The sequence below is a fragment of the uncultured Flavonifractor sp. genome, from assembly GCF_944385615.1.
Classification (GTDB): domain Bacteria; phylum Bacillota; class Clostridia; order Oscillospirales; family Oscillospiraceae; genus Flavonifractor.
The window spans coordinates 1-26,470 of the sequence record NZ_CALWXV010000011.1 but is presented as its reverse complement, the minus strand read 5'-3'; the positions used below and the strand labels follow the sequence as shown (position 1 = coordinate 26,470).

The 26,470-nt window shown below is 60.4% G+C and carries 30 protein-coding genes; 4 read left to right on the top strand and 26 right to left on the bottom strand.

Annotated features, from left to right (window positions below; genetic code table 11):
- Positions 1 to 16 precede the first annotated feature (16 nt).
- The 25 genes from Q0J75_RS04760 to Q0J75_RS04640 form a co-directional block, all read right to left on the bottom strand.
- Positions 17 to 2,452, bottom strand: coding sequence for a penicillin-binding transpeptidase domain-containing protein (locus Q0J75_RS04760; protein WP_297197430.1), 2,436 nt, complete (start codon positions 2,450 to 2,452; stop codon positions 17 to 19).
- A 174-nt stretch (positions 2,453 to 2,626) separates the two neighbouring features.
- Positions 2,627 to 3,181 (bottom strand): hypothetical protein, encoded by a 555-nt coding sequence (locus Q0J75_RS04755; protein WP_297197428.1) that lies wholly within the window; start codon positions 3,179 to 3,181, stop codon positions 2,627 to 2,629.
- 44 nt (positions 3,182 to 3,225) lie between these two features.
- Positions 3,226 to 4,167: a 16S rRNA (cytosine(1402)-N(4))-methyltransferase RsmH gene (gene rsmH, locus Q0J75_RS04750; RefSeq protein ID WP_297197425.1), complete on the bottom strand. Its 942-nt coding sequence runs from the start codon at positions 4,165 to 4,167 to the stop codon at positions 3,226 to 3,228.
- A gap of 1 nt (position 4,168) precedes the next feature.
- On the bottom strand, positions 4,169 to 4,585 hold the full coding sequence (mraZ, locus tag Q0J75_RS04745; RefSeq protein ID WP_297197422.1) for a division/cell wall cluster transcriptional repressor MraZ: 417 nt from the start codon (positions 4,583 to 4,585) through the stop codon (positions 4,169 to 4,171).
- A gap of 344 nt (positions 4,586 to 4,929) precedes the next feature.
- Entirely contained in the window at positions 4,930 to 5,439 is a 510-nt protein-coding gene (locus Q0J75_RS04740) for a hypothetical protein (RefSeq protein WP_297197418.1), read from the bottom strand.
- Positions 5,439 to 5,936, bottom strand: coding sequence for a pantetheine-phosphate adenylyltransferase (gene coaD, locus Q0J75_RS04735; RefSeq protein ID WP_297197414.1), 498 nt, complete (start codon positions 5,934 to 5,936; stop codon positions 5,439 to 5,441). Before coaD ends, Q0J75_RS04740 begins: the two co-directional genes overlap by 1 nt.
- Before the next feature lie 7 nt (positions 5,937 to 5,943).
- On the bottom strand, positions 5,944 to 6,501 hold the full coding sequence (gene rsmD / locus Q0J75_RS04730) for a 16S rRNA (guanine(966)-N(2))-methyltransferase RsmD (protein ID WP_297197411.1): 558 nt from the start codon (positions 6,499 to 6,501) through the stop codon (positions 5,944 to 5,946).
- Positions 6,462 to 8,336 carry an excinuclease ABC subunit UvrC gene (uvrC, locus tag Q0J75_RS04725; protein WP_297197408.1) on the bottom strand — a complete coding sequence of 625 codons (1,875 nt, stop codon included), beginning with the start codon at positions 8,334 to 8,336 and terminating at the stop codon, positions 6,462 to 6,464. The genes rsmD and uvrC overlap by 40 nt, the downstream gene beginning before the upstream one ends.
- Before the next feature lie 320 nt (positions 8,337 to 8,656).
- Positions 8,657 to 8,920: an HPr family phosphocarrier protein gene (locus tag Q0J75_RS04720; RefSeq protein ID WP_007495691.1), complete on the bottom strand. Its 264-nt coding sequence runs from the start codon at positions 8,918 to 8,920 to the stop codon at positions 8,657 to 8,659.
- A gap of 157 nt (positions 8,921 to 9,077) precedes the next feature.
- On the bottom strand, positions 9,078 to 11,450 hold the full coding sequence (locus Q0J75_RS04715) for an endonuclease MutS2 (protein ID WP_297197404.1): 2,373 nt from the start codon (positions 11,448 to 11,450) through the stop codon (positions 9,078 to 9,080).
- A 51-nt stretch (positions 11,451 to 11,501) separates the two neighbouring features.
- Positions 11,502 to 12,365 (bottom strand): PhzF family phenazine biosynthesis protein, encoded by an 864-nt coding sequence (locus Q0J75_RS04710; protein WP_297197401.1) that lies wholly within the window; start codon positions 12,363 to 12,365, stop codon positions 11,502 to 11,504.
- 1 nt (position 12,366) lies between these two features.
- Complete coding sequence (recO, locus tag Q0J75_RS04705) at positions 12,367 to 13,122, bottom strand: DNA repair protein RecO (RefSeq protein ID WP_297197398.1); 756 nt, start codon at positions 13,120 to 13,122, stop codon at positions 12,367 to 12,369.
- 1 nt (position 13,123) lies between these two features.
- Positions 13,124 to 14,017, bottom strand: a complete 894-nt coding sequence (gene era / locus Q0J75_RS04700; RefSeq protein WP_297197395.1) for a GTPase Era — start codon at positions 14,015 to 14,017, stop codon at positions 13,124 to 13,126.
- Between the two features lie 25 nt (positions 14,018 to 14,042).
- Entirely contained in the window at positions 14,043 to 14,258 is a 216-nt protein-coding gene (locus Q0J75_RS04695; protein ID WP_297197392.1) for a hypothetical protein, read from the bottom strand.
- Complete coding sequence (ybeY, locus tag Q0J75_RS04690; protein ID WP_297197389.1) at positions 14,251 to 14,748, bottom strand: rRNA maturation RNase YbeY; 498 nt, start codon at positions 14,746 to 14,748, stop codon at positions 14,251 to 14,253. Before ybeY ends, Q0J75_RS04695 begins: the two co-directional genes overlap by 8 nt.
- Positions 14,745 to 15,194: a hypothetical protein gene (locus tag Q0J75_RS04685; protein WP_297197386.1), complete on the bottom strand. Its 450-nt coding sequence runs from the start codon at positions 15,192 to 15,194 to the stop codon at positions 14,745 to 14,747. The genes ybeY and Q0J75_RS04685 overlap by 4 nt, the downstream gene beginning before the upstream one ends.
- Complete coding sequence (locus Q0J75_RS04680; RefSeq protein WP_297197383.1) at positions 15,191 to 16,177, bottom strand: PhoH family protein; 987 nt, start codon at positions 16,175 to 16,177, stop codon at positions 15,191 to 15,193. The genes Q0J75_RS04685 and Q0J75_RS04680 overlap by 4 nt, the downstream gene beginning before the upstream one ends.
- Entirely contained in the window at positions 16,174 to 17,403 is a 1,230-nt protein-coding gene (locus Q0J75_RS04675) for a sporulation protein YqfD (RefSeq protein ID WP_297197381.1), read from the bottom strand. Before Q0J75_RS04675 ends, Q0J75_RS04680 begins: the two co-directional genes overlap by 4 nt.
- A gap of 15 nt (positions 17,404 to 17,418) precedes the next feature.
- Positions 17,419 to 17,700 (bottom strand): YabP/YqfC family sporulation protein, encoded by a 282-nt coding sequence (locus tag Q0J75_RS04670; RefSeq protein WP_297197378.1) that lies wholly within the window; start codon positions 17,698 to 17,700, stop codon positions 17,419 to 17,421.
- 120 nt (positions 17,701 to 17,820) lie between these two features.
- On the bottom strand, positions 17,821 to 19,446 hold the full coding sequence (groL, locus tag Q0J75_RS04665; protein ID WP_297197375.1) for a chaperonin GroEL: 1,626 nt from the start codon (positions 19,444 to 19,446) through the stop codon (positions 17,821 to 17,823).
- Between the two features lie 90 nt (positions 19,447 to 19,536).
- Positions 19,537 to 19,821, bottom strand: a complete 285-nt coding sequence (locus tag Q0J75_RS04660) for a co-chaperone GroES (RefSeq protein ID WP_297197372.1) — start codon at positions 19,819 to 19,821, stop codon at positions 19,537 to 19,539.
- Positions 19,822 to 20,029: 208 nt separating this feature from the next.
- The gene (locus Q0J75_RS04655) at positions 20,030 to 20,299 is read right to left on the bottom strand and encodes a hypothetical protein (protein WP_297197370.1); all 270 of its coding nucleotides are present in this window, start codon (positions 20,297 to 20,299) and stop codon (positions 20,030 to 20,032) included.
- Positions 20,300 to 20,344: 45 nt separating this feature from the next.
- On the bottom strand, positions 20,345 to 21,301 hold the full coding sequence (locus Q0J75_RS04650; protein ID WP_297197367.1) for a diacylglycerol/lipid kinase family protein: 957 nt from the start codon (positions 21,299 to 21,301) through the stop codon (positions 20,345 to 20,347).
- Positions 21,302 to 21,344: 43 nt separating this feature from the next.
- Positions 21,345 to 22,517 carry a WG repeat-containing protein gene (locus tag Q0J75_RS04645; RefSeq protein ID WP_297197364.1) on the bottom strand — a complete coding sequence of 391 codons (1,173 nt, stop codon included), beginning with the start codon at positions 22,515 to 22,517 and terminating at the stop codon, positions 21,345 to 21,347.
- Positions 22,518 to 22,520: 3 nt separating this feature from the next.
- The gene (locus Q0J75_RS04640) at positions 22,521 to 23,651 is read right to left on the bottom strand and encodes a THUMP domain-containing class I SAM-dependent RNA methyltransferase (RefSeq protein WP_297197362.1); all 1,131 of its coding nucleotides are present in this window, start codon (positions 23,649 to 23,651) and stop codon (positions 22,521 to 22,523) included.
- A 135-nt stretch (positions 23,652 to 23,786) separates the two neighbouring features.
- Between Q0J75_RS04640 and Q0J75_RS04635 the strand changes: the two genes are divergently transcribed.
- From Q0J75_RS04635 to Q0J75_RS04620, 4 genes are all read left to right on the top strand, one after another.
- The gene (locus Q0J75_RS04635; protein WP_297197359.1) at positions 23,787 to 24,227 is read left to right on the top strand and encodes an NfeD family protein; all 441 of its coding nucleotides are present in this window, start codon (positions 23,787 to 23,789) and stop codon (positions 24,225 to 24,227) included.
- Positions 24,228 to 24,270: 43 nt separating this feature from the next.
- On the top strand, positions 24,271 to 25,188 hold the full coding sequence (locus Q0J75_RS04630; RefSeq protein WP_297197356.1) for an SPFH domain-containing protein: 918 nt from the start codon (positions 24,271 to 24,273) through the stop codon (positions 25,186 to 25,188).
- 144 nt (positions 25,189 to 25,332) lie between these two features.
- Complete coding sequence (locus Q0J75_RS04625) at positions 25,333 to 25,548, top strand: helix-turn-helix transcriptional regulator (RefSeq protein ID WP_297197352.1); 216 nt, start codon at positions 25,333 to 25,335, stop codon at positions 25,546 to 25,548.
- A complete protein-coding gene (locus Q0J75_RS04620; RefSeq protein WP_297197350.1) occupies positions 25,541 to 26,287 on the top strand; it encodes a DUF3169 family protein in 747 nt (248 codons plus the stop codon). The genes Q0J75_RS04625 and Q0J75_RS04620 overlap by 8 nt, the downstream gene beginning before the upstream one ends.
- On the opposite strand, the gene Q0J75_RS04615 is transcribed toward Q0J75_RS04620, so the two are convergent.
- The coding region (locus Q0J75_RS04615) for a hypothetical protein (RefSeq protein WP_297197347.1) at positions 26,268 to 26,470 on the bottom strand (203 nt) is incomplete at its 5' end. The genes Q0J75_RS04620 and Q0J75_RS04615 overlap by 20 nt on opposite strands.

The window sequence follows — 26,470 nt, the reverse complement described above, 5'->3', positions numbered from 1 at the left end:
GATTCCTCAGCAGCCGTTACAGGCCCGCGCCGCTGGCTGTGGAGTCGGTAAAGCGCACCTCGACGGTCGTGCCCCGGTCCACGCTGGTTCCGGCGGCAATGGACTGGTCGTAGGCCACCACATTGGAACCGTACTCTGTGGCTCCGGTGGCCTTCAGATAGAGGCCCAGGGCCGACAGTCTCTGCTTGGCCTGGTCCATGCTCAGGCCGTCCAGGTTGGGCACCGTGACCTGATCGGTGGGCACATCCACACCCATATAGACCACCACTTCGCTGCCGCCGGGAATGGAGGCCCCGTTGGCCGGGATCTGGCCGGTGACGGTATCGCCGTCGCCCACGGTGCGGATAGTCAGATTGTTCTTTTGCAGGGCGGAGGTGGCGTCGGCCAGATTCAGGCCGTTCAGGTTGGGCACCAGCACATCGTCATTGGCGGAATAGCTCTTCTCCACGCCCAGGTGATCCAGAATCTTTTCCAGCAGCTCGCCGGCCTTGATGGCCGCCATGTTGCCGCCGCTGATGTACCATTGATCGGCGGTAACGTTGGCGCCGGGATAGGCGGGCTTGGGATTATCATAGGCCAGCAGAATAACCACCTGAGGATCGTCCGCCGGGGCAAAACCCAGGAAAGAGACGATGGTGTGGTCTGTCTCAGTGGTCTCAGAGGAACCGGTCTTGCCGCCGATGCGGTAGCCCTCCACGGCGGCGTTCTTACCGGTGCCGCCGTCCACCACCTTCTCCAGAATGGTGCGGCACCGCTCACTGGTCCGTTCGCTGACCACTTGCCGTATCTCGGTGGGTTCGGTATGCTGGATCACGTTGCCGTCGGCGTCGGTGATCTGGCTCACCACGTAGGGCTGCATCAGGTGTCCGCCGTTGACCACGGCGGAGGCGGCGGTGATGAGCTGTAGAGGGGTAACATTGAACCGCTGGCCGAAAGAGGCCACCGCCAGGTCCACATTGGTAAAGCTGTCCCGGCTCCAGACGATCTGTCCGCCGCTGCTGGGTTCGCCCTGCATGTCAATGTTGGTGGGCCCCAGGAAGCCAAAGTCCTCCAGATAGTCGTAGAACTTTTCCGCCCCCAGCCGCTGGCCGATGGCAATAAAGGCCGGGTTGCAGGAGTTGGCCACCGCTTTGGCCAAGTCCTGGTCGCCGTGACCGTCCCGGTCGGAGCAGCGGATAGGATCGTCGTATCCCTCCACCATCACGCTGCCGGAGCAGTAAAAGTGGTCGCTCTCGCTGACCACGCCCTCCTCCAGGGCGGCGGCCAGTACAACAGACTTAAAGGTGGAGCCGGGCTCGTAGGAGCTGGTAACCGCCTTATTGGTCCACTGGGCGTTCTGGACCACCCACTTGGCATTGGATATGGAGGCCTCGGCGGCTTCCTCAGCGGAGCACCCCTCCGCCAGCGCCTTCTGATAGGCCGCCTCGTTGGAGGCGGGGTTGCTTTTCACCGATTCCAGATAGGCCTGCAAGACCGGGTCGCTGACCGTCCAGGGATCGTTGGGATCATATGTAGGAGAATTGGCCCAGCCCAGAATGGCTCCGGTGTTGGGGTCCATGGCGATGCAGAAGCCGCCGTCCTGGACGTCAAACTGCTCCACCCCCTCCTGAAGGATGCTCTCACAGTAGGACTGGATGGTGGCGTCCAGCGTCAGCGTCAGATTATCGCCGTCGGTGGCGTCGTAATAGTCCTCAAAGCGGTAGAGCAGCTCGGTACCCACGCCGTCCTTGGCGGTGACCACCCGGCCGGTCTGGCCGGAGAGTTCGCTCTCAAACTGGGCCTCCAGGCCGTAGGCCCCCACATTGTCCAGATTGGGATTGACCCAGCCGATCACCTGGGCCGCCAGACTGCCCTTGGGATAATACCGCTTGCTGGTGGGCATCAGATAGATGCCGTGGGACAGATGGTTTTCGGTGATGAATTCCTGGACGGCGTCCGACTCCTCCGGATCGATCCGGTATTTGATCATCTCATACTGGGAGTTCTTATTCTGCAAATGGTCCAGGACATCCTCCACTTCCAGTTCCAGAATGGCGGCCAGATTTTCCGCGATAAACTGGTCGGTGGGCTCCGGATAGTCGGGCAGCTTGCCGCCGCTCTCCTGGGCCTTCTCCACCGCCTTCTGGTAGCTCTCCTGGGTCTCCACCAGGTCCCGGGGAGAGAGCTGCACGTTGTAGACTGTGGCGCTCATGGCCAGCACCTCGCCGTTGCTGTCATAGATGGTGCCCCGGTTGGCGGTAACGGTGCTGTCCCGGGTCTGCTGCTGGACCGCCAGGTCCTGATAATACTCATGCTGGCTGATCTGGATCTGCCACAGCTTGACAAACAGCGGTATAAAGGCCAGCAGGCCAAAAATCGCCATCAAAAACAGGCTGCGAATCAAAATGGTGCGGTTGGCGCGCCGATCCGGACGCTGCCGGATCACGCGGTTGCCTTTCTTTCTCTGTGCCATAACCGGCTCACCTCGCTTGTGGGATGCTGTGTGTTTATATTTGGACCTGGTTGATAGCCGAAGGGCGTAAGAAAATTTCTTTTCTTACGCCCTCTCTTATGTATCCGTTACAGGGGCGGCCTCTTGTGGGGCAGCCCTCTCTCTATTGTCTGCCAGTGCAGTATATGGCGCCATTCAGCTGAAATATTCCATGATTTCCGTGACGATGGACTGGAGCTCCTCCACAGCGCCACTCAGGCCAGTGGCGCCGCTCTCATTCTCAAAGTAGGTCACGGAATCAGGCTCCGACAGGTCCACGTAGATCACCTGTCCATTCTGAGGCTTGACCATGGTGTTGCCTTCGCTCAGGCCGCTTTCGATGGCGTCCAGATCATAAGCCAGTTCATACTGAGCCCGGAGCTTGGCCTCTTCGGTCTTTAAGGTGGTCAGCTCGGAACGCAGGCTGACCACCTGATCGGAGATCACCGCCAGCTGTACATAGCTGAAGAGCAGAAGCACCGAAAAGGCCGCCACCGCCAGAAAGCCCACCACCGCGAAGGGGGAGACGGCGCCCGCCTCCCGGACCCGGATTCTGGGCCGGGCCAGCGTCCGCTCCCGAGGCCGCACCATGGGGCGGCGGGGCTGCAGGACCTCTTCCTGCCGAAGCTGCCGTACCGCAGAGCCGTCATACAGATCATAGGGTACGGTGTCATATTTAGAACGTTTTCTGCGCTTTACGGCAGTCGCCATGCCTGCTCCACTCCATTCTCATTCGTAAGATCAGCCGCTGGCCCTCAAAGCTTTTCCGCCACCCGCAGCTTGGCGCTGCGGGCCCGTGGGTTTTCTTGCAGCTCATCCGGGCCGGACACAATAGGCTTTCGGGTAATCAGTTTAATCTGCGGCTTCTTCCCACACACACACACAGGGAAGTCCGGCGGGCAAGTACAGCCCTTGGCGTATGCTGCCAGACCGTTTTTGACGATACGGTCCTCCAGTGAGTGAAAGGAGATTACGGCCAGACGGCCGCCGGGATTGAGGCGGGGCACCGCGGCGCGCACCATGCTGTCTACCGCCCCCAGCTCGTCGTTGACTGCGATGCGAATGGCCTGAAAGGAACGCTTGGCGGGATGCTGCTTCTCTCGCAGGGCCGCCGCCGGCATGGCGCTTTTGATGATTTCCACCAGCTCCAGCGTAGTCTCCACCGGCTGTTTCTCCCGGGCCCGCACGATAGCCCCCGCAATGGCGGAGGCGTAGCGCTCCTCGCCGTACTGCCACAGGATACGCCGCAGCTCATCCTGTGGCCATTCATTGACCACCGCCCGGGCGGTCAGGCTGTCCGACTTGTCCATCCGCATATCCAGCGGCGCGTCGGACATATAGGAAAACCCCCGCGCGGCGTCGTCCAGCTGCGGGGAGGATACCCCCAGGTCAAACAGCATCCCGTCCACGCCGTTCAGGTGCAGTCCGTCCAAAATGGCATCCAGCTGACAAAAATTATTGTGGACCAGGATGACCTTATCCCGCCATGGAGCCAGCCGCTCTTCCGCCGCATCCAGGGCCGCCTGGTCCCGGTCCACACAAATCAGCCGGCCGGTGGTCAGCCGCCGGGCAATCTCCCGGCTGTGCCCCGCCCGGCCCAAGGTACCATCCAGATAGAGTCCCTCCGGCCGGATGCGCAGGGCCTCGATACATTCTGCCAGTAAAACCGGCTTATGCGAAAACTCTGTTTCCTTCATCTCAGAACCCCAGCATCTCCATACAGGCGGACATCTTCTCCGGCGTCATTTCTTCCTCCTCCTGGGCCTGCCAGGCCGCTGCGCTCCAGATCTCAGCCCGGTCATTGACGCCGATAATGACCACTTCTTTCTCCAGTCCGGCATACTTGCGCAGCTTCTGTGGGATGACGATACGGCCCTGGCTGTCCAGCTCGCACTTGGCGGCGTTGGCAAACAGCGGACGCATGACCTTGGACTGGCTCATAGGGAGAGAGGAAAATTTTTCTGTAAACTTGTCCCAGGTGGATTGGGGATAGATGGCCAGGCAGGCGTCCACGCCCACGGCCAGATAAAACGTAGCCCCCAGCTCCTCCCGGAGTTTGGCTGGAATGAACAGGCGACCCTTCCCATCGATGCTGTGCTCGTAGGTACCGGTCACGCCATTCACTTCCCTCCATCACAGTGAATTGGAGTGGGTATTTCCCCCATTTCGCTCCACTGACTTCTTCAGTATAAATGTTATGTAACAGAATTGCAATAGTTTTTTCTCTTTTTTAACTGCAAAACTCCCTTATTTTACCGCAAAATTCGTTGTTTTTTGCACCAAAAACATATGTTCGATTCTTTTTCGTTTCTGATCGGCGCTAAAAAACGCCTTACCCGGGAGTAAGGCGCAAAAAAAGTTACCCTTTTATTGTATTATGTAAATATACCGAAGTAAATGGCTGAGGCCTCCGCCGTACGCAGCGGAGGCCTTTGCTGTTTCCTGTCTCAGTTCTCTTTTTATTCGTCCACCGCGGCGTCATAGGGCTGACGTCCTCCCGGAATGGAGCCGCCGCCGGCCACTGCCCGGAACCGGGCGCGGGACTTCTTGATCTCGTCATAAGCCTCGGCCACCGCCTCCTCGGTGCGGCGGAGGGCGTCTTCACAGTAGTCGTTGGCCGCCTTGCGCAGATCCCGGCTGCGCTCCTCGGCGGTACGCATCATCTCGTTGGCCTTCTGCTTGGTCTGGGCCAGCAGCTCGTTTTCCGATACCATCTGGCGGGCCTGATCCTCCGCCTGCTTGCGGATGAGCTCGCCCTCCCGCTTGGCGGAGTTGATATATTCTGTGCGGGCCGCAATGAGCTTTTTGGCCTCGCTCAGCTCCATGGGAAACTGTCCCCGGATCTCGTCCAGCAGGTCCAGCGCCTTATCCCGCTCCAAAATACACTTATCGCTGCTCAGGGGCATATTCTTGGCGTCTTCGATCATCTCATAGAGCATATCCAGCAGTTCTTCCACACCGGTAGCCATCAGCGATCCCTCCCGCTTTCGATTTTTTGCCGGATGTCCTCAATGATCTCACGGGGGACAAAGTCCGACAGGTCCGCCCCATAGCGGGCCATTTCCTTGACCACACTGGAACTGACGTAGGTGTATTTGGCGCTGGAGGGCAGAAACATGGTCTCCAGCCTGGGATTGAGTTTCCGGTTAATGAGGGCCATTTGCAGCTCATTTTCGTAGTCAGATACCGCCCGCAGGCCCTTCACCAAGGTACACGCCTTCTTCTGCCGGGCATACTCCGCCAGCAGGGTGGCTGAACAGTCCACCTCCACGTTGGGCAGCTTGGCCACCACCTTGCGGATCAGCTCTGTGCGCTCCTCCGGGGTAAAGAGCCCCCGGTTTACCTTTTCCGAGTTCACCAGCACGCAGACGATCAGCCGGTCAAAGCAAACAGCCGCCCGCTTGATGATGTTGAGATGCCCCAGCGTGATGGGGTCAAAGCTGCCGGGGTAGATCGCAGTCTTCATAGAGGCTTCACATCCTGTTGCCGCTGGCGCGATGATAAAGGGTGAGTTTGATCTTGCCGTAGCGGTACTCCCGCCCCCGGACATAGGGGGCTTCCAGCTCCGGCAGCGCCGCTTCGGCGGGGCTTTCGCAGACTATTATACCATTCTCCGTCATAATGTCAATCTTGGCGATGGTCTCAAGGGCCTTCTCCAGCATGCCGGTGTTGTAGGGCGGGTCCAGAAATACCAGGTCAAATTTTTCCCGGCAGCCGGTCAAAAAGGCCAGGTAATCCCCCTGGATCACACGGGCGTTGTCGGCCAGTCTGGTATGGGCCAGATTCTCCCGCACCACAGCGGCGGCCTCCTTCCGCAGATCCACAAAGGTGCAGAAGGCCGCCCCCTGGGACAGGGCCTCGATACCCATCTGGCCGGTGCCGGCAAACAGGTCCAGCACCCGCCGGCCCTCGATATCAAACTGAACGATGTTAAACACCGACTCCTTCACCTTATCGGTGGTGGGCCGGGTCTCCAGGCCGGGCAGCTCCTTCAGCTTCCGGCCCCGGGCGATTCCGGTGATGACTCGCATGTGGGTTGGTCCCCCTTCTGATGAAAATAGTCGTAGACCGCCTGGGCGGTGCGTCTGTCCACCACCTCAGCCAGCTGGGCCTGGGTGGCGGCCTGGATCTTCTTTACGCTCTTGAAGTGCTTGAGCAGCTGGCTTCGCCGCTTCTCCCCCACGCCGGGGATCTTGTCCAGCACCGAGCCCTTCACCCGCTGGTTCTGCTGCTGGCGGTGGAACTCGATGGCAAAGCGGTGGGTCTCCTCCTGGATCTGGCCGATGAGGGAAAAGACCGCCTGGTTTGCCTGAATGCCGATCTCCTTCCCCTCGGGCGTCACCAGGGCCCGGGTGCGGTGGCGGTCATCCTTCACCATACCGAAGATGGGAATGGACAGTCCCAGCTCTTCCAGCACTCCCGCCGCCACCTTAGCATGGTTTTGTCCGCCGTCAATGAGCAGCAGGTCGGGCTTGTCCCCAAATTTCTCGTCCCCATCCAGGTAGCGCTTGAACCGCCGCCGGAGCACCTGCTCCATGGAGGCGTAGTCGTCGGGGCCGTCCATGTCCTTGAGCTTGAAATGGCGGTAGTCCCGCTTCAGGGGCTTACCGTTTACATACACCACCATGGAGGCCACAATGTCGTCGGCCCCTTGGTTGGAGATATCATAGGACTCCATCCGCCGGGGCGGGCTTTCCAGGTCCAGCATCCGGCCCAGCAGCTCCATCAGCTTGCTCTGCCGCTCTTCCCGGGTGGTCCAGCGCTCCACTTCTTCTATCGCGTTTTTGTTGGCCAGGCGGATCAGGTCCATCTTGGCTCCCCGCTGGGGGGTCACCAGCTCCACCCGCCGCCCCGCCGCCTCAGAGAACAGCCGCATCAACGGCACCCGGTCCTCCAGCTCGCAGGGCAGCAAGATCTGGCGGGGCAGATTCCCCCGGCCGCCGTAGTACTGCCGTACCAGGGCGGAGAGGATGTCCGCCGTGTCCTCCTCCATGGGGGTGTCGATCAGGTCCCAGTCCTTGGCGGCCAGCTCTCCCTCCACAAAGTGGAGGGCCACAAAGCAGCTCTTGGTGGTCTCTCCCTTGTGAAAGCCCACCACATCGGTGTCGGCCAGAGAGCCAGCCACCACCTTCTGCCGCTTGCCCAGCAGCTCAATGGCCCGGTACCGGTCCCGCAGCTCTGCGGCCTTTTCAAAGCGCAGCTCCTCCGCAGCCAGCTCCATCTCGGCTTTCAGCTCGTCCCCCACCTCCTGAAACTTGCCTTCCAGCAGGCGGACTGCCTGGTCGATGGCCTCCCGGTAGCGGCTCTGGTCCATTTCCTTCCGGCAGTAACCGTCACACTGGCCCATGTGGTAGTTGAGACAGGGCCGCTCCTTGCCGATATCCCGGGGGAACTTTTTGTTGCAGGAGGGCAGCTTGAGGGCGATCCGCAGCGCGTCAATGATATTCTGAGTATTGCCCCGGCTGCCGTAAGGGCCAAAGTACCGGGCCCCGTCCTCCGCCGCCTTGCCTGCCAGGGAAAATTGGGGGTATTCCTCCTTCACCGTCAAGCGGATGTAGGGATAGCCCTTGCCGTCCTTCAGCAGGATGTTGTACCGGGGCTGGTGGCGCTTGATGAGGGAGTTTTCCAGTACCAGGGCCTCAAACTCCGAGTCGGCCACGATAACGTCGAAGTGGTCGATCTGGCTCACCATGGCCCGGGTCTTTTCGGTATGGGAGGCCAGGTTGGCAAAATACTGGCTCACCCGGTTTTTCAGGGCCTTGGCCTTACCCACATAGATGACCACATTTTTGGCGTCCTGCATGATGTATACGCCCGGCTTCAGCGGCAGGGCATGAGCTTTTTCTTTTAATTCGTCAAAAGTCATAAATCAGCAATATGCCCTCCTTTTGCTGGAGTCTGTCATGCCCTGCCGCTGGGAGCGCCAGCGACCCGGCGTTTACGCCGTCCGAGCATTTGGCCACTGGCCAAACCTCGCCGCAGGCGGAATTCACTTCCGCCGAGGATGTCAAATCATCCCCTGGGGGGTCCCCAAAAGCGTCCTCCGCTTTTGGGGGGATGGGGCATGGGCTTTTTCTTTCAATTCGTCAAAAGTCATAGATCAGCAATATGCCCTCCTTACTGCCGAGCCCCACAGGTCAAAAAAAGCGCCGCTGACGCGGCGCTTTTTTCTCTCGCTTTGGTCGCTTACTCGGAGAAATTGGAAGAGATCAACTCGATGAGTGCCTCAACGGCTTCCTTCTCGTCGGGGCCGTCTGCAATGAGGTTGATGGAAGTCCCCTTGACGATTCCCAGAGAAAGCACACCCAGCAGACTCTTGGCGTTGACTCTCCGCTCGTCCTTCTCCACCCAAATGGAGCTCTTGAACTCATTGGCCTTCTGGATGAAGAACGTAGCCGGTCTGGCGTGCAGGCCGACCTGGTTGTTCACAACTGCCTCTTTCATATACATAGCGTTTCCCCCCAAGATGCATTCGCATACTTCGTATAATAGGATAGCAAATTTATCCCAAACCGTCAATGACAAAATGCACAAAATCCACGGAAGAATCTGTTTTGAATGACCAATAGGCCGCGGCTCATTTCCAGCCAACCCTGTATGTTTTCCGTTATCTCAGCTCGGCGATGGTCACGCCGTCTTCGCCTTCGCCGTAGCGGCCGGGGCGGAAGGATTTCACATAGCGGCTGCGCTTGAGGTGCTCCCGCACCGCCTTGCGCACCGCGCCGGTGCCCTTGCCGTGGATGATGCGCACCTCGTTGAGCTTGCCCAGCACCGCGTTGTCCAGAAACAGGTCCAGGGCCCCGATGGCCTCGTCGGTCATCATGCCCCGCAGGTCCACCTCGGGAGAGGCTCCCAGAGCCCGCAGCTTGTGCTCAGCCCGGGCCACCACCTTCTTGGCGGACTTGACGCTCTCGCCCTCTACCACCCGGACCTCCTCCTGCTTGGCGTTGATCTTCAGGATACCCGCCTGGAGCTGGAGAGAGCCATCCTTGTTCACAGCCAGCACCGTGGCCTGGGTGCCCATTTTCACCAGCTCCACCGTGTCTCCCTTTTGGGCGGGACGGGTGGGGGGCGGCGCGGGCTCCTCCGGCCGCTGGCCCAGCTTGTCCTCAGCCTCGTTGAGCCGGTGGCGCAGGCCCGCCCGCTCGTCGTTGATACGCTGCCAGTCCTCTTCCTTCCGCTGGCGGCGGCGCATTTCGTTGAGCTCCTTGAACACCTGGTCGGCGGTGTCTCTGGCCTCGTCCAGAATGGCTCGGGCCTCCGCCTGGGCCTTCTCCACCGCTTTGGCCCGCTCGGCCTCCATCCTGGCCCGGTACTCCCGTACCGTCTTGGAGGACTCCTCCATCTCCCGGCGCAGCTTGGCGGCGGCCTCCTTCTCCCGCTCCATCTCCTGGCGCTGCTCGTCCAACTGGGTGAGCACATCCTCAAACCGGACGTTTTCCGCGTCAATGCGGGCGGCGGCCTTCTGAATGATGGCCTTGGGCAACCCCAGCCGCTCGGAGATGGCAAAGGCGTTGGACTTGCCGGGAATACCGATAAGCAGCCGGTAGGTGGGGGCCAGAGAGTCCACATCAAACTCGCAGGAGGCATTTTCCACCCCGGGGGTGGTCATGGCGTACACCTTCAACTCGGCATAGTGGGTGGTGGCAGCCACCAGGGCCCCCATATCCCGGGCACTCTCAATAATGGCGGCGGCCAGAGCGGCGCCCTCGATGGGGTCGGTACCCGCCCCCAGCTCATCAAAGAGAATGAGGGTGTGTTCATCCGCCTCTTTCAAAATCCCCACGATATTCACCATGTGGGAGGAAAATGTGGATAAGTTCTGGGCAATGGACTGCTCGTCCCCGATATCGGACAGCACCCGGCTAAACACTTTTACACAGCTGCCGTCTCCCACGGGGATGTGGAGGCCGCACTGGGCCATCAGGGTCAGCAGGCCGATGGTCTTGAGGGTCACCGTCTTACCGCCGGTGTTGGGGCCGGTGATGACCAGGGTGTCAAAGTTCTCCCCCAGCATCAGGTCGTTGGCCACCGCCTTGTTGGGGTCCAGCAGGGGGTGGCGGGCTTTGCGCAGATAGAGCCCCTCCTCCGACAGCCGGGGAGCCGCTCCCCGCATCCGGTAGGCCAGCCGGGCCCGGGCGAAGATCACGTCCAGAATGACCAGCAGATCATAGTCCTGGCTGATGTCCTCCTTGTACTGGGCGCACTCGGCGGACAGCTCCGCCAGGATGCGCTCGATCTCCTTTTCCTCCTTGGACTGGAGCTCCTTCAGCTCATTGTTGGCCTTCACCACCCCCATGGGCTCGATGAAGAAGGTGGAGCCGGAGGAGGACACGTCATGGACCAGGCCGGGCACGTCGTTTTTGTGCTCCGACTTCACCGGCACCACATAGCGGTCATTGCGCTGGGTGATGATGGACTCCTGGAGGTATTTGGACTGGTTGGAGGAGATGAGCCGGTTGAGGATGTCCCGTACCTTGGAGGCGGTGGCCCGGATGTGCCGCCGGATGGAGGCCAGCTCCGGGCTGGCCGCGTCGGCGATCTCGTCCTCGCCTACAATGGCCCCGGTGATCTTTTCCTCCAGAAACCAGTTGGCGGTCAAGGAGCGAAACAGGTGGTCGATGCAGGTCTTGGACTGGTCCCCCTCCCCCTCGCCGTACTCCTTGGCGGAGCGGGCTGCCCGCAGCACGGCGGCGATGTCCAGCAGCTCCCGGGTGTTGAGCGCGCCCCCCATGTTGGCCCGCTGGAGGGAGGCCCCCACCGGCCGCACGCCGGAGAAGGATGGAGAGCCCCGCAGAGCGGTCATGTTCACCGCGGCGGTGGTCTCGTCCAGGACCCGCTGTACGTCATCGGCGTCGGTGAGGGGACGCAGAGCCCGGCAGCGGTCCTTTCCCTCCTCGGTCACCGCCTGCTCGGCCAGCTTTTCCAGCACCCGGGGCAACTCCAATGTTTGCATGGATTTTTCAAATAAATCGGTCATGTAGGTTCTCCAAATCGTTAAATTCGTTTCATAAGGCCCAGAGGCCCATCGTTACCCCAACAGCTGACACTGCAAGGTAAGCAAGGCCCTTCCCCCCACCCGGACCTTGACGCCGCCGTTTTCTTCGGTAATGCGGCTCAGAATCTCCGAGGGCTTGCCCATCTTCTCTCCCTGGACAAAGCGGTTTTCCGCCCCGGCCCGGATCAGCCCCCGGCGGTAAAGGTAATAGGTCAGGGCTCCGTTGGAGGTGCCGGTGGCCGCCTCTTCGGGGATGGCATACAGAGGGGCAAAGTTGCGGCAGTGGGCGGCGGCGTTGGGGGTATGTGGGCAGAACATATGGACCCCCACCACGCCGTAGTGCTCCGACAGGCGGGTGACCTCTCCCTCATTCTGCACGGCCTTGTCCAGCGTCTCTAAATCCTTCACCGGCAGCAAAATGTCCAGCAGTCCGGTGCTCACCGCCTGGGGCTCCAGCCCCTCCGGCCGGTCCGCCAGGGTAAGGCCGTAGGCGGCATACAGCTCCCGCTGCTCCTCCTCCGAGAAGATCCGGCCGTCAGTGGGGGAGGCCATATCCATCCAGACAGCATCCGCTCCCACCCCGATCTCCAGATCCCCGGAGCGGGTGTGGAGCGCATAGTCTCCCGGTTCGATGGCCCCGGTGTCCCGCAGGACGGTAAAGGCGGCGATGGTGGCGTGGCCGCACAGATCTACCTCCTCAGCAGGGGTGAAATAGCGGATATGGAAGGATTTTTCCCCGGTTTTGCGAACAAAAGCAGTTTCGGAGTGTTTCAGCTCTCCGGCCAGGGCCCGCATCAGTTCCTCCGCCGGGAAATCGCCCTCTCCCAGCAGGGCCACCCCCGCTTGGTTGCCGGAAAAGCGCACAGTGGTAAAGGCATCGGCTACATACAGGATCATGTTACATCCCCGCTTTCAGTTGTTGATAAAAATCCAGGGTTCGGAAGCCCCGGTCCATCTGGGTACGCAGGAAGCCCTCACATGCCCGGGCCAGGCAGTCCAGCCCCTTTTCGTCCAACGCAAAGGAAAACAGCCGCTTGGGGTCGCCGTAGATAATGTGCCGCAGGGCAGACAAAGCGCCCTCGGTCAAAGGCAGAGACATCCCCTCTCCTACCTCTTTTTTGCAGGCGGCACAGTGGAGCACACCCTCCGCCAGACTGAGCATGGGTCCTTCCGGGTCAGCCCTGCCGCATACGGCGCAGGCGTCGGCCAGGGGTTCATAGCCCTCCAGGCACATGAGCTTCATCTCATAGACCGCCTTCACCAGGGCCTGTGGCTTATTCAGCTTGTCCAGGGCGTGAAGGGAGTTCAAAATCAGGGACATGGCAGCCGGGTCGGGCCGCCCCTCCACCGAGATCACCTCCATTACCTCGGCAAAGTAGGAGCCCAGGGCCAGCAGCTCCACATCGGATTTCAGATGCCAGAACTGGCGGATGGACTCGGCCTCGTTAAGGGTGATGCGGTCCTTGTAGGCGAAGAGGGTCATGTCGGAGTACACCAGCAGCTGGGCGGCAGCGGCCAGGGGGCTGTTTTTCTTCCGGCAGCCTTTGGCCTTCACGGTGCGCTTGCCCCCCTCGGCGGTGAGCACGGTGAGGATCTTGTCCGACTCTTTATAGTTAACCTCCCGCAGCACCAGGCCCTGTGTGGCAATGTGCATTTTACTCGTCCCGATAGCCGAAATTGTGGATCAGATTCAGGTTATCCCGCCAGCCCTCTTTCACCTTGACCCAGGTTTGCAGAAACACCTTGGTGCCCATAAAGGCCTCGATGTCGGTGCGGGCCAGGGTGGAGATCTTTTTCAGCATGGCGCCTCCCTTGCCGATGATAATGCCCTTGTGGCTGGCCTTTTCGCAGTAGATGGTGGCGTCCAGGTCGATGATCTCATTGTCCCGCTCGGAAAACCGGGTGATCTCCACGGCGGTGCCGTGGGGGATCTCCTTGTCCAGGCAAAGCAGCAGCTTTTCCCGGATGATCTCGGCGCACACCTGCCGCTCAGGCTGGTCGGTGACCATATCGTCGGGGAACAGCTGGGGGCCTTCCGGCAGAAATTCCGCCAGCAGGTCCAACAGCTCGTCCACCCCCTCGTGCTCCTTGGCCGAGATAGGCAGGATGGCGTTAAAGTCGTGGGCCTGGCCATAGGTCTGCATCACCGCCAGCAGAGCCTCCTTCTCCACCGTGTCCATCTTGTTGATAACCAGGATGGAGGGTACCCCCAGCTGCTTGATGCGGGCAATCAATTCAGCCTCCGGGCCGCCAATGTGGGGAATGGGCTCCACCAGCAGCAGGATGGCGTCCACGTCGGCCACGCTCTCCTTGACCACCTTCACCATGTAGTCTCCCAGCCGGGTGCGGGCCTTATGGAGGCCAGGGGTGTCCAGAAAGACATATTGACACTCCCCCCGGTTGACCACGGCGCTGATGCGGTTGCGGGTGGTCTGGGGCTTGTTGGAGACGATGGCAATTTTCTCGCCCACCAGGGCGTTGGTCAGAGTGGACTTACCCACGTTGGGCCGTCCCACGATTGATATCATACCGGATTTTTTGATTTCCATAGGTGATCCTCAACTTTCTTGAGCATTATTTTCTCGTTTCTGAGTGGTTTTGTTTCCCTTTCAGAGCCTCATAGAGCCCCCATGTGCAGCCGATCACAATGCCCGGCAGGGCGAAGAGCACCCCGCAGGCCACAAGGGTCAGGGCATTTTCCATAAAACTGCCCAACACCATGCACAGCAGGACACAGACGCCGATGGAGATGGCCCCGCCAGCGGCAGCATACCGCCCAACGTTACCCATTCTGCTCCTCCCGGGTGATCCCCAGCTCTCCCAGAATGGTCTCCTCCCGTTCCCGCATCTGGGCCTTCATAGGGCCGTCGTCCATGTGGTCATACCCCAGCAGGTGGAGTACCGAGTGGACCGCCAGATAGGCCACCTCCCGGCGGGTGCCGTGGCCGTACTCCTCTCCCTGGGCCTGGGCCCGCTCCAGAGAGATCACCATATCCCCCAGCGGCACCAGCCCGGTGCCCGGGTCGGCGTCCTCCTCCCCGGGGTGCTCCCCCGGCTGAAGGTCAAACATGGGGAAGGAGAGCACGTCGGTGGGCCGGTCCACCTCCCGCTGCTCCAGGTTGATCTGGTGGATGCCCTGGTCATCGGTAAAAAGCACATCCACTTCACAGGCTGTCTCCACATGCTCCGCCGCCAGGGCGGCGGGAATCACCTGCCGCAGCAGGTCGGCATATTCTTCCGCCCCGTCTACCTCGGTCTCGATGATGATTTCGTGGTTCATGGTTCTTCCTCCTCCGGCCCATTGATCGGCTCGTCCAGCACCCAGGGCAGCCAGGGTGTCCAGCCCACGTCAAAACAGGGCTCGGGAAAATCCTTTGCCCCATAGGGATAAAAATTCTGATCCCCGCACCACAGCCCGTTCTCTGAACGGGGGCCGTCCTCCGGGGGCTGGGCCGCCAGCCGCCCCGCCACCCGGTAGTGGAGGTCATAAAGCAGCTTCCCGTCCTTATCGTACAGTTCGCTGAGCTCGGTACACTTCTCCGGCGGGATGGACAGCCTGTCCAAAATAGCCAGCAGTTCCTCCGGGAGTTTTCTCTCCCGGGCCAAAGCCAGGAAATTGCGGCAATGGCCGCAGGTGCAGCCCCAATCTTCCGCTTGGGCGTACCAGTCCCGGGTGGCCTGCTCGTCCACCTCTACCGTATAGCCGTACCAGGAAAAGGTGGTCACTTCCGCACCTCACGGTTCTCTTTTCTGGCCCGGCGGTTTTCATCGGCCTCATAAGCCTTGATGATCCGCTGGACAATGACATGGCGCACCACGTCGGATTCGTTCAGCTTGCAGATGGCGATATCCTCCACCCCGTCCAGCACCCGCATGGCCTCCTTCAGGCCGGACACCGTGTCCCGGGGCAGGTCGATCTGGGTGATATCTCCGGTGATGACGATCTTGGAGCCGAAGCCCAGCCGGGTCAAAAACATCTTCATCTGCTCCCGGCTGGTGTTCTGTGCCTCGTCCAGAATGATGAAGGAGTCGTCCAGCGTGCGGCCTCTCATATAGGCCAGGGGGGCCACCTCAATGTTGCCCCGCTCCACATATTTCTGGTACGTCTCCGCCCCCAGCATCTCAAAGAGGGCGTCGTACAGGGGACGCAGGTAGGGGTCTACCTTGCTTTGCAGGTCGCCGGGCAGAAAGCCCAGCCGCTCTCCCGCCTCCACGGCGGGCCGGGTCAGGATGATGCGGTTGACCTGCTTGTCCCGAAACGCGGCCACAGCGGCGGCCACCGCAAGATAGGTCTTGCCGGTGCCCGCCGGGCCGATGCCCAAAGTAATGGTATTTTTCTTGATGGCGTCCACATACCGCTTCTGGCCCAGGGTCTTGGCCTTGATAGGTTTACCCTTGGCGGTGACGCACAAAACGTCCCGGGCAATGTCGTTGATGTGGGACTCGTTGCCCGCCTTCACCAGATTGATGATGTAGCGGACGTTCTGCTCAGTGATGCTCTCCTTCCGGGCCGCCAGGCCCAGCAGGCCCTCCACCGCCTTGACGGCATACATCACATTTTCCGCCTCGCCGGAGATCTTCAGCTGGTCGTCCCGGCTCACCACCGTGACCCCCAGCTCATGCTCCACCAGCTTGATATTTTCGTCAAAAGAGCCGAAGACGTCTACGACATCCTCCATCCGCTCGATGTTGATGGTCTGTTCTATCATGGATCGGCCTCATTTTCTTGTGTAGTAGCGTCGGGCACAAACCGCCCGATCTCTTCCCGGCACTCCGCCTGGAGGGTGATTTTCAGCATCCCGTCCGCCGTTTCCACAGTATAGTCGGTGCCGACAATTTCGCCCTCCCCCACCGTCTCCTCCAGCGCCTCCAGCAGGCGCTCCTTCAGCATGGCCTCCGCCGCCGACTGCTCCACAGCCAAAGTCTCGGTCTCATAGGCCCGGCAGGTCTCCCGGTTCAGGGCCAGGGGCATCTCCCGGCCGCCGGGTAAGGTCAGGGTCCAGGTACGGCTTATTTTATCATACCTGTCAAAAGAAATTCCACCCCTTCCAAAAAAATCAGCCCGCCGGCCCAAAACAGTCAGGGACCACCGGGTGCTCTCCTCCCCGGTGTACCGCTTGACCTGGGCCTCCAGAGGCAGCTGGGCGGTGAGGGTACGCCAGGTACGGGCATACACCCGGCCGGAAGCCCGTACCTGGATTCTCCCGATCTCCGGGTTCTCGCTGTAGGCCGGTCCCTCCAGACGGACGGTACCTGAGATCAGGGTCTCCCCCTCCAGCACCGTGTCTCCCACCTTGACCAGCGCCTCGCCAGTGAGGGCTTCCACCTTGGTAATGATCCCGGACGCACGGGCCACCACGCTGCCGTAATCGCTGGCGTCCACCACCTCGGGGGCCTCCACCGCCTCCCGTACCAGCACCTCCGCTCGGGTACCGTACAGGTTGATGGAGATCCAGGATAGCTGGGGCAGCTGGAGCAGGGTCTTGTTGCCCACCGTCCGCTCGTCCAAGCTGGGGCCGTAGGTTCCAATACTCAGCCCCTGCCGCCGCAGCTCTGTGAGGATCTGGGCGGTGGACACGGTGGTGTTGCCCTTTACCTCAATAGTAAGGATAAAGGAGGAGAGGACACACACCGCCGCCAGAGAGAGGGACAGCCCTACCCAAAAGGCGTACCGCCTGCGGAACCGGGCCAGGAAGTAGGGCATCCCCGCCTGGGCCGCCGGGGTGACGCTACAGAGCACCCGTTCTCCCAAGGGGGTGGCCTGGCGGCTGCCCCGGCGGGTGACGGTGAGCCGCAGGCGGGTATCCTCCAGCCACTCCACATTCCAAAAGAGGATACCCCGCTGGGCGCACAGGTTGAGAAATCGCTCGGGAAACGCCCCTTCCACCTCCAGGCGCACGTTCCCCCGCAGTGCGTTTACCAGCCGTTGCAGCATTTCCCCGCCCCCTTTTCAGGTCAGTTCGATCCCGGCGATGTCGCCGGTGATGAGCAGCTGGCTGGCGTTCATGGCCTTCAGCTCCAAATCGCTGCCCCGTACCTTAATAATCAGCTTACCGCCCGAGATATGGATCTCCTGACTGCCGTAAGCCAGAATGCCCTTGTGGTTTTCCATCCGCAGCTCCCGGCTGCCGGTGAGCTCCAGCCGGGGCAGGCCCGCCACCACGTCCCCGGGCAGATCCAGCACCTCCGCCGTCTTTTCCAGCAGGCCCTCCCGCTTTCGGTTGCGCTCCATGGCCTCGACCCCCTCGTCCTTTATGCTTATGCAGGGAGGTTGTCCGTTTTGCCTAGAAAAAGGGATAAAAAGAAGGGCCCCCGGAACATTGTTCCGAGGGCCCAAAAGTCTGGCAATCTCTTAGTACATGCCGCCCATGTCGGGAGCGGCGGGAGCCGCGGGAGCGGGCTCCTTCTTGTCGGCCACCAGGGACTCGGTGGTCAGCAGGGTAGCAGCGATGGAAGCGGCGTTCTCCAGAGCGGAACGGGTCACCTTGGTGGGGTCCACGATACCGGCGGAGATCATGTCCACATAGGTCTCGTTGTAGGCGTCGAAGCCATAGCCCACCTTGTCGGCCTTCTTCACGTTCTCCAGCACCACGGAGCCATCGATGCCGGCGTTGGTGGCAATCTGGCGCATGGGCTCGGTCAGAGCCTTGGCAATGATGCGCACGCCGGTCTTCTCGTCGCCCTCGGTCTCGTCCAGCAGCTTCTCCACAGCGGAAACGGCGTTCACATAAGCGGTGCCGCCGCCGGCCACGATGCCTTCCTCAACAGCGGCGCGGGTGGCGTTCAGAGCGTCCTCGATGCGCAGCTTCTTCTCCTTCATCTCCACCTCGGTGGCAGCGCCCACGCGGATGATAGCCACGCCGCCGGCCATCTTGGCCAGGCGCTCCTGCAGCTTCTCCCGGTCGTAGTCGGAAGTGGTGGTCTCGATCTGGCTGCGGATCTGGTTGGTGCGGTTCTTGATGGCCTCGGAGCTGCCGGCGCCGTCCACGATGATGGTGTTCTCCTTGGAGACCTTCACCTGGCGGGCCTTGCCCAGCATATCCATAGTGGCTTCCTTCAGCTCATAGCCCATGTCGGCGGTGATGACGGTGCCGCCGGTCAGCACAGCGATATCCTCCAGCATCTCCTTGCGGCGGTCGCCGAAGCCGGGGGCCTTGACGCACACCACGTTCAGGGTGCCGCGCAGCTTGTTGACGATGAGGGTGGACAGAGCCTCGCCCTCCACGTCCTCGGCGATGACCAGCAGCTTCTTGCCGGACTGCACCACCTGCTCCAGGATAGGCAGCAGCTCCTGGATGTTGGAGATCTTCTTATCGGTGATGAGGATGAGGGCGTCGTCCAGAACAGCCTCCATCTTCTCGGTATCGGTGACCATATAGGGGGTGATGTAGCCCCGGTCAAACTGCATGCCTTCCACGACCTCGCTGTAGGTCTCGGCGGTCTTGGACTCCTCCACAGTGATGACGCCGTCGTTGGAAACCTTCTCCATGGCCTCGGCAATCAGCTTGCCCACGGTCTCGTCGCCGGAGGACACGGTGCCGACACGGGCGATGTCGTCGGAGCCGTTGACCTTCTTGGAGTTGGCCTTGATGGCCTCCACAGCGGTGGCGGTGGCCTTGGCAATGCCCTTCTTCATGACCATGGGGTTGGCGCCGGCGGCCAGGTTCTTCAGGCCCTCGCGGATGATGGCCTGAGCCAGCAGGGTGGCGGTGGTGGTGCCGTCGCCGGCCACATCGTTGGTCTTGGTGGAGACTTCCTTCACCAGCTGAGCGCCCATGTTCTCAAAGGGATCATCCAGCTCGATCTCCTTGGCGATGGTCACGCCGTCGTTGGTGATGAGGGGAGCGCCGAACTTCTTATCCAGCACCACGTTGCGGCCCTTGGGGCCCATGGTGATCTTCACGGTGTCAGCCAGCTGATTGACGCCCCGCTCCAGCGCGTGACGGGCTTCCTCACCGTAGCAAATGATCTTAGCCATAACGAAATTACCTCCATACAAATTCCGCCTCAGCGGAATTAAATTCGAAATCTGTCCGAAACAGGACATGCGCCTGCACAGGACACCCTATTACTCAACGATAGCGAGAATATCGGACTGACGGACGATGGTGTACTCCTCGCCGTCGATCTTCACCTCAGTGCCGGAGTACTTGCTGGTGATGACCTTGTCGCCCACCTTCACAGTCATGGTGACTTCCTTGCCGTCCACCAGGCCGCCGGGGCCCACCTCGATGACCTGAGCCACCTCGGGCTTCTCCTTGGCGGAGCCGGTGAGGATGATGCCGCTCTTGGTCTTTTCTTCGGCCTCGACCAGCTTGATGACCACACGGTCGGCAAGAGGCTTGAGTTTCATAATGGGTTCCTCCTTACATGTATGACTATATTTTTTCTTATTAACCAATTCAGAGGGTTAGCACTCATTTTGTCGGAGTGCTAACCACGTGTAAGATAATACCCCTCTCCGCCCAAAAAATCAACCCCCTTTTTTGAAAAAAGGGGGTTGATTTTCAAAAAATTCAATTTCTGTTCACAAACTCACGGGAGGAGTGCTAACAAATCGCTTACATTTGGCTCCAATAGCCTCTGGAACGCAGGACCTCCTGGGTCACTTTGATATCCTCGTTCTTCTCCCGCAGATCCATGCCCTGGCCCACCGTACGGTTGGCCTTGCCGTTGATGCCCCAGACAAAGACGGTCATCAGCACAAAGGCCACATACAGAATCCAGGACAAAAGATCGGTACGCAGGAAACCCAGGAACGGCACCAGGAAGATTGCCGGGAGGTAGAGGATACACAGAACCAGCATCGTCCACTTAACAACTCTGTACATAAAGCCCTCCTTTCCAGGGTGGTGGAACTGTCATCTTTTTCATCTTTATTTTACCATGCCCGCCGGGTGTTTGCAAGACTCCTTGGGCTGCGCACACCCCCAGGAGGCCCCAACGGGATAGAAAAACTGTACCTTTTTGTCCGACAGGCCAATGGAGAGCGCCTCTCCCTCCACCCGCTCGCCGTCCACATTCACGGCGGTAGGCCGGTCGCACCATACCTTCATTACCTTACCCCGCCGCAGGATGGCCTGGGGGATCTCTCCGATCTTGCCCTGGGCAAACTTCTGGATGAGGGCCAGAACGGTAAAGCGGGACACCGCCGGAATTACGATAAAATCCAGCACGCCATCATCAGGCATGGCGTCGGGGCTGGGGTTGAACCCTCCGCCATAATACCGGCCGTTACAGGCGCACAGCAAGGTAAACCGGCTGCCGGGCATGGTCTTCCCATCGATCTCCACCTGATAGGGCAGGTGGATACCCCGGATAATGGTGCGCAGAGCAGAGAGCTGATAGGCTGCCTGTCCACTGACCAGGGGAAGCTTTTTAAAGTCGGCGGCCCCAAAGCCGATGCGGGCATCGAACCCCACCGAGCACACATTTAAAGACTGCCGCCCGTTGCAGTCAATGAGGTCCATGGCAGTCTGGGGGGTATCCAGCAGCTGGTCCAGCTGCCGGAACCGGCCCGCGTCCTGGCCAAACATCCGCAGAAAATCGTTGCCTGAGCCGATGGGGCAGTGGGTCACTGCCACCTGTGGGTGGCCCGCCGCGCCGTTGACCACCTCATTCAGTGTACCGTCCCCGCCGCAGGCGTAGATCCGCAGAGGGTCGCCCTGCCGGGCAGCCTCCTCCGCCAGCTGGGCGGCATGGCCCGGCCCGCTGGTGCGGACCGCCGCCCATTCCTCCCGGCGGCCCGCCATGGTAAAGCGCACCTTCTCCAGCATTTCCTGGCTGCGGTCATACTTCCCCGCATAGGGATTCATGATAAACAGGTGCCGCACAGGCACCCCCCTCTCTCTTCTCAGTTTCGGCCGTCAGAAGCGCCTATCCCACCAGTACGCTGGCGTCATAATCGCCCCAGAGGGTCAGACGCTGCTCGGCCCGCACCATGCGGGACACAATGGCGGCCGCCTCCGCCCGGGTCACGGTGCCGTTTGGCTTAAAGGTCAGCTTACTGTCCACACCGCCAAGCACCCCCTTGGCATAGAGGCTGTAAATGGAGCTCGCCCCCGGTGTGTGGGACGTCACATCTGGGATGGATGCCTTGACCCGGGTCAGGCTGTTCAAATCGCTCATTTCCTTTGCCAGACTGGTGGCGGCGAAGATCTGAGCGATCTCCCGTCGGGTGGCCGGCCGGGCATAGTCCCCGGAGTCAAATGTACCGCTGCGGATGATGCCGCTGGCCAGGCAATAGTTCACCGCCCCGGAGTACCAATAGGGTCCGGTGGAACTGCTGGTGTGAAAGCTGTCGTTTTTATACCGGCTTTCCATGGTGGCCGCCAGCTTGAGCACCTCCGCCACCGTCAGGGTCTGGCTGGGCCCATACCGGTTGCCGCCCACGCCGGAAGTCAGCCCCACATTATAGGCGATATCCACCCATACCGCAAACCAGTCTTTGGGCGATACGTCCCGGAAGGTGGGCAGCTTGCCCCGGGTCAGAGAAAAGCGGGCGGACGGCACCCTCTTCTCCTCCAAAATTTTGGGCAGCTCAAAGACCGGGATCTTGGTGGCCACCCCGTCCTTGGTCAGGGTCAGCACCCGGGTCCCCCCCTGCTCGGTGATGGTGGCGCTGTCATAGACCAGATCATAAAGCAGATTGGTGGTTCCCCCCTGTCCGTCGGAAAAGGGCAGGATACTGGCCACACCCCAGCGGCTCCCCTTCTGCACCACATACAGCCCGCAGTCCAGGGGCAGCAGCGTGCCGTATTCCGGCTGGATCAGATAGGTGCCGTCCTGCCGGATGACCCCCAGCTTGCCGTCCAGATTGACGGCGGCCACACCCAGGGAAAAGGAGACCACGCTGTCATATTGCAGCGGAATGACCACTTTTTTCTGGGCGTCCACAAACCCCCACTTGCCGTTGAGCTCACACTGGGCCAGTCCCTCGCTGTAGCCCCAGACCACCGCTCCCACGGGCGCCGCCAGGGCCTGTCCCCCCAACAGCAGGCAGAGGGCCAGCAACAGGCCGGCCACCCGGTACATCCGCTTCTTTCTCATCCGCTACCTCCCTTTGTTGATCCCATATTGAAATAGGTCGCATTTCAGCATACCGTTGTACAGCTTTCGCTTTTTCTCCGCTGTCCGGCCAAAGGTCCGTTCAAATTCGGTGTGGGAGGAGAGCACACTCACCCGCCACCCCTCCGGCAGGGTACGCACCGCCCGGCCAAAGGCCCTGTAAAGCTCTTCCGCCTCTCGCTTTTCCAGGATGCGCTCTCCGTAGGGGGGATTGGTCACCACCCGGCCGGCAGGGGCGTCCTGGTGGAACCGGGCGGCGTCGGCCACTTCAAAACGTACCACGTCCTCCACGTCGGCCTTTACCGCATTATCCCGGGCGATGGCCACCGCCTTGGGGTCGATATCTCCCCCCCAGATGTCGTAATCCCCGTGGAACTCCTTGTCCATGGCCTCGTCGGCAGCCTGGAGCCACAGTCCGCTGTCCAGCCACCGCCACTTCTGGGCGGAGAAGGCCCGGTTCAGGCCGGGAGCCCGGTTTTTGGCGATGAGGGCCGCCTCAATGGGGATGGTGCCCGAGCCGCAGAAGGGGTCACAGAAGGGGTCTCTGCCCCGATAGCGGGAGAGGAGCACCATAGCGGCGGCCAAGGTCTCCCGCAGGGGCGCCACCACCCCTACCGCCCGATAGCCCCGCTTGTGGAGCCCCGCCCCCGAGGTATCCAGCATCAGGGTGACCTGATCGGCCATAATGGAAAACTGGACCTGATAGAGGGCGCCGCTTTCCGGCAGGGTGTCCATGCCGTATTTGGCCCCCAGCCGGGCGGCCAGGGCCTTTTTCAGCACCGCCTGGATGGCGGGCACCGCGTGGAGCTGGGAGTTCAGGGAGTGGCCTTTCACAGGGAAGGCCCCCTCCCGGGGGATAAAGTCCTCCCAGGGCAGGGCTTTGGCCCCCTCAAAAAGGGCCTCAAAGTCGGCGGCATGATACCGCCCCACCACCAGCAGCACCCGCTCGCCGGTGCGCAGGTTCAGATTGACCCGGGGAATATCCTCTGGCCGGGCCTTACAGCACACCCGGCCATTCTCCGCCTTGACCTGGGGCAGCCCCAGCCGCCGCAGCTCATCGGCACACAGCCCTTCCAGCCCGAACAGGGTGGGGATCAGCAATTCCAGCTCTCTCATGTCTCGCTCCTTATTCCAGTCAGTTTATTGGCACCAGTATACCCTATTTCCGCCCGCTTGGCAAACTGTAACGGAATGTCACTTCCCTTTTTTCTAGAAGTATGCTAGGATAGCGTTAAGAAAGGAGGTCTGTCTATGCCCATACCCAGTATTTGCTGGCTGGTTGCCCTGGTGGCACTGGCAGTGCTGGAGGCCGCGACGGTGACCCTGGTATCCCTGTGGTTCGCGCTGGGCGCGCTGGCTGCGCTCATCACATCCTTCTTTGTGAACAACATTTGGATCCAGTTCGCCGTATTTTTGGTGGTCTCCCTGGCCACCCTATTGGTGATCCGGCCGCTGGCCCGGCGCTATGTGACCCCCAAACAGGTGGCCACCAACGCCGACCGGGCGGTGGGCGCCGAGGGTGTTGTCACCCAGGCCATTGACAACCGCAACGCTCAGGGCCAGGTCACCGTGAGCGGAAACGTCTGGACCGCCCGCGCGGACCCCGAGGAACCCATCCCCAAAGGCACTCTGGTACGGGTCCTGCGGATCGAAGGGGTCAAGCTCATTGTGACCCGGGCGGAACAGAGCTGAGCAGCTCCATCTGTGTGTGTCTGTACATAAGGAGGAATGGAATATGCCGAATATCCCTGTCATCCCCATTATCATCATTATCCTGGCCGTGCTCATTATTGTGCTGCTGGCCGCCAACCTAAAGGTTGTCCAGCAGTCCAGAGCCTACGTCATCGAGCGGATGGGCGCGTTCCACACCGTCTGGGGCGTGGGCGTCCACTTCAAGATCCCCTTTATCGAGCGGGTAGCCAAGGTGGTCTCCCTGAAGGAGCAGGTGGTGGACTTTGCCCCTCAGCCCGTTATCACCAAGGACAACGTGACCATGCAGATCGACACAGTGCTCTACTTCCAGATCACCGACTCCAAGCTGTATACTTACGGGGTGGAGCATCCCATGAGCGCCATTGAGAATCTGACCGCCACCACCCTGCGCAACATCATCGGCGATTTGGAGCTGGACCAGTCCCTCACCAGCCGGGACATCATCAACTCCAAGATGCGGGCCATTCTGGACGAGGCCACCGACCCCTGGGGCATCAAGGTCAACCGGGTGGAGCTGAAGAACATCATCCCGCCCAGAGAGATCCAGGACGCCATGGAGAAGCAGATGAAGGCCGAGCGGGAGCGCCGGGAATCCATCCTCCAGGCCGAGGGCCAGAAGCAGAGCCAGATCCTGGTGGCTGAAGGCGAGAAGCAGTCTCTGATCCTCCGGGCCGACGCCGCCAAGCAGGCCGCCATCATGAAGGCCGAAGGCGAGGCCGAGGCCATTCTGAAGGTCCAGCAGGCCACTGCCGAGGCCCTCAAACTGCTCAACGACGCCAGCCCCACCGACCAGGTCCTGAAGATCAAGGCTCTGGAGGCCTTCCAGGCCGCCGCCAACGGTCAGGCCACCAAGCTGATTATTCCCTCGGAAATTCAGGGACTGGCGGGGCTGTGCGCCTCCGCCAAGGCCGTCTTTGAATCCTCCTCCGACAAAAAGTAAATCTTGTTCATCTGAGCGGCATGGACACCCATGCCGCTCTTTCTCATTCCATCTTGACAACTTTCTTTGTCAGTGATATTCTATGTATGACAATTAAAGTTGTCATTTTGACCTGTATCATTGTCAACAAGGGAGGATGATACCATGCCGCTCTACAACCGGCTCAAGGAACACCGGGCCCGGCTGGGGGTGAATCAGCAGGAGATGGGCCGCATGGCGGGGGTATCCCGCCAGACCATCAGCCAGATCGAGCGGGGAGACTACTCCCCCTCAGTGACTTTGGCCCTCAAGCTGGCAAAACTCTGCGGCGTGACCGTGGAGGACATCTTTACCTATGAGGAGGAAAAAGATCATGAATGACACGGTAAAACGGGACAATCGGAAATCTCTGCCCGGCTTCCTGCTGGTGATTTTGGTGGCCGGGGTGCTGGGCGGCATTGCAGGCTTTTTTACCGCCATGGCGGCGGATCTGGGCACCCTGGATGCCATTTGGGTCAGGCTGGACCAAATGATGAGAACCATCACCCCCTGGGCTATTCCAGTGTGTACTGCCGCTCTGCTCATCCCCGGTTTTTGCCTGTACCGCTCAGCCAAAAAGCGCTATGCCGCCTGGGACCAGGAATCAGATGAGGAGTACCAGATCATGGAGGGACAGCTGAGCTACGCCTTGCTGATGAGCACCCTGGCCATGCTGTTTGACTTCTTCTTTCTGGCCGCCAGCTTTCTCTATGATAGTTCCATTCAAAGCGTTATCTTCTTTCCGATTTCCATGATCCTACTGATTTTGCTCCAGCAAAAGGTGGTGGACCAAACCCGGAGCATGAACCCGGAAAAGCGGGGCAGCGTCTATGATGTCAACTTTCAGAAAAAATGGCTGGACAGTTGTGATGAACTGGAGCGGGCCCAGATGGGCCAGGCATGTTTTCATGCATATAAAATCATGAATATGGTCTGCCCCGCTCTGTGGCTGGTGCTGGTATTCCTCAATTATGTAGCAGACGTGGGCCTGCTGCCCATTTTTGTGGTCATCCTGCTGTGGGGGGTACTCCAAGTGTCCTATGCCATGGAATGTATCCGCCTCAGCAAGCATCGCTCCTGACAGACAAAAAGCCTGTATCCCGTGGGATACAGGCTTCAGCCTGTCGAAAAAGTCCCAGCCTGTCGAAAAAGTCCAGCAAAAGCTGGGCTTTTTCATTTAGATGAGGTAAAATAGAGGAGGTGGTGAGAAGGATGCTGGAACGTGGAAAAATGGATCGTAATGTGATAGAGATGGTGGAAATAG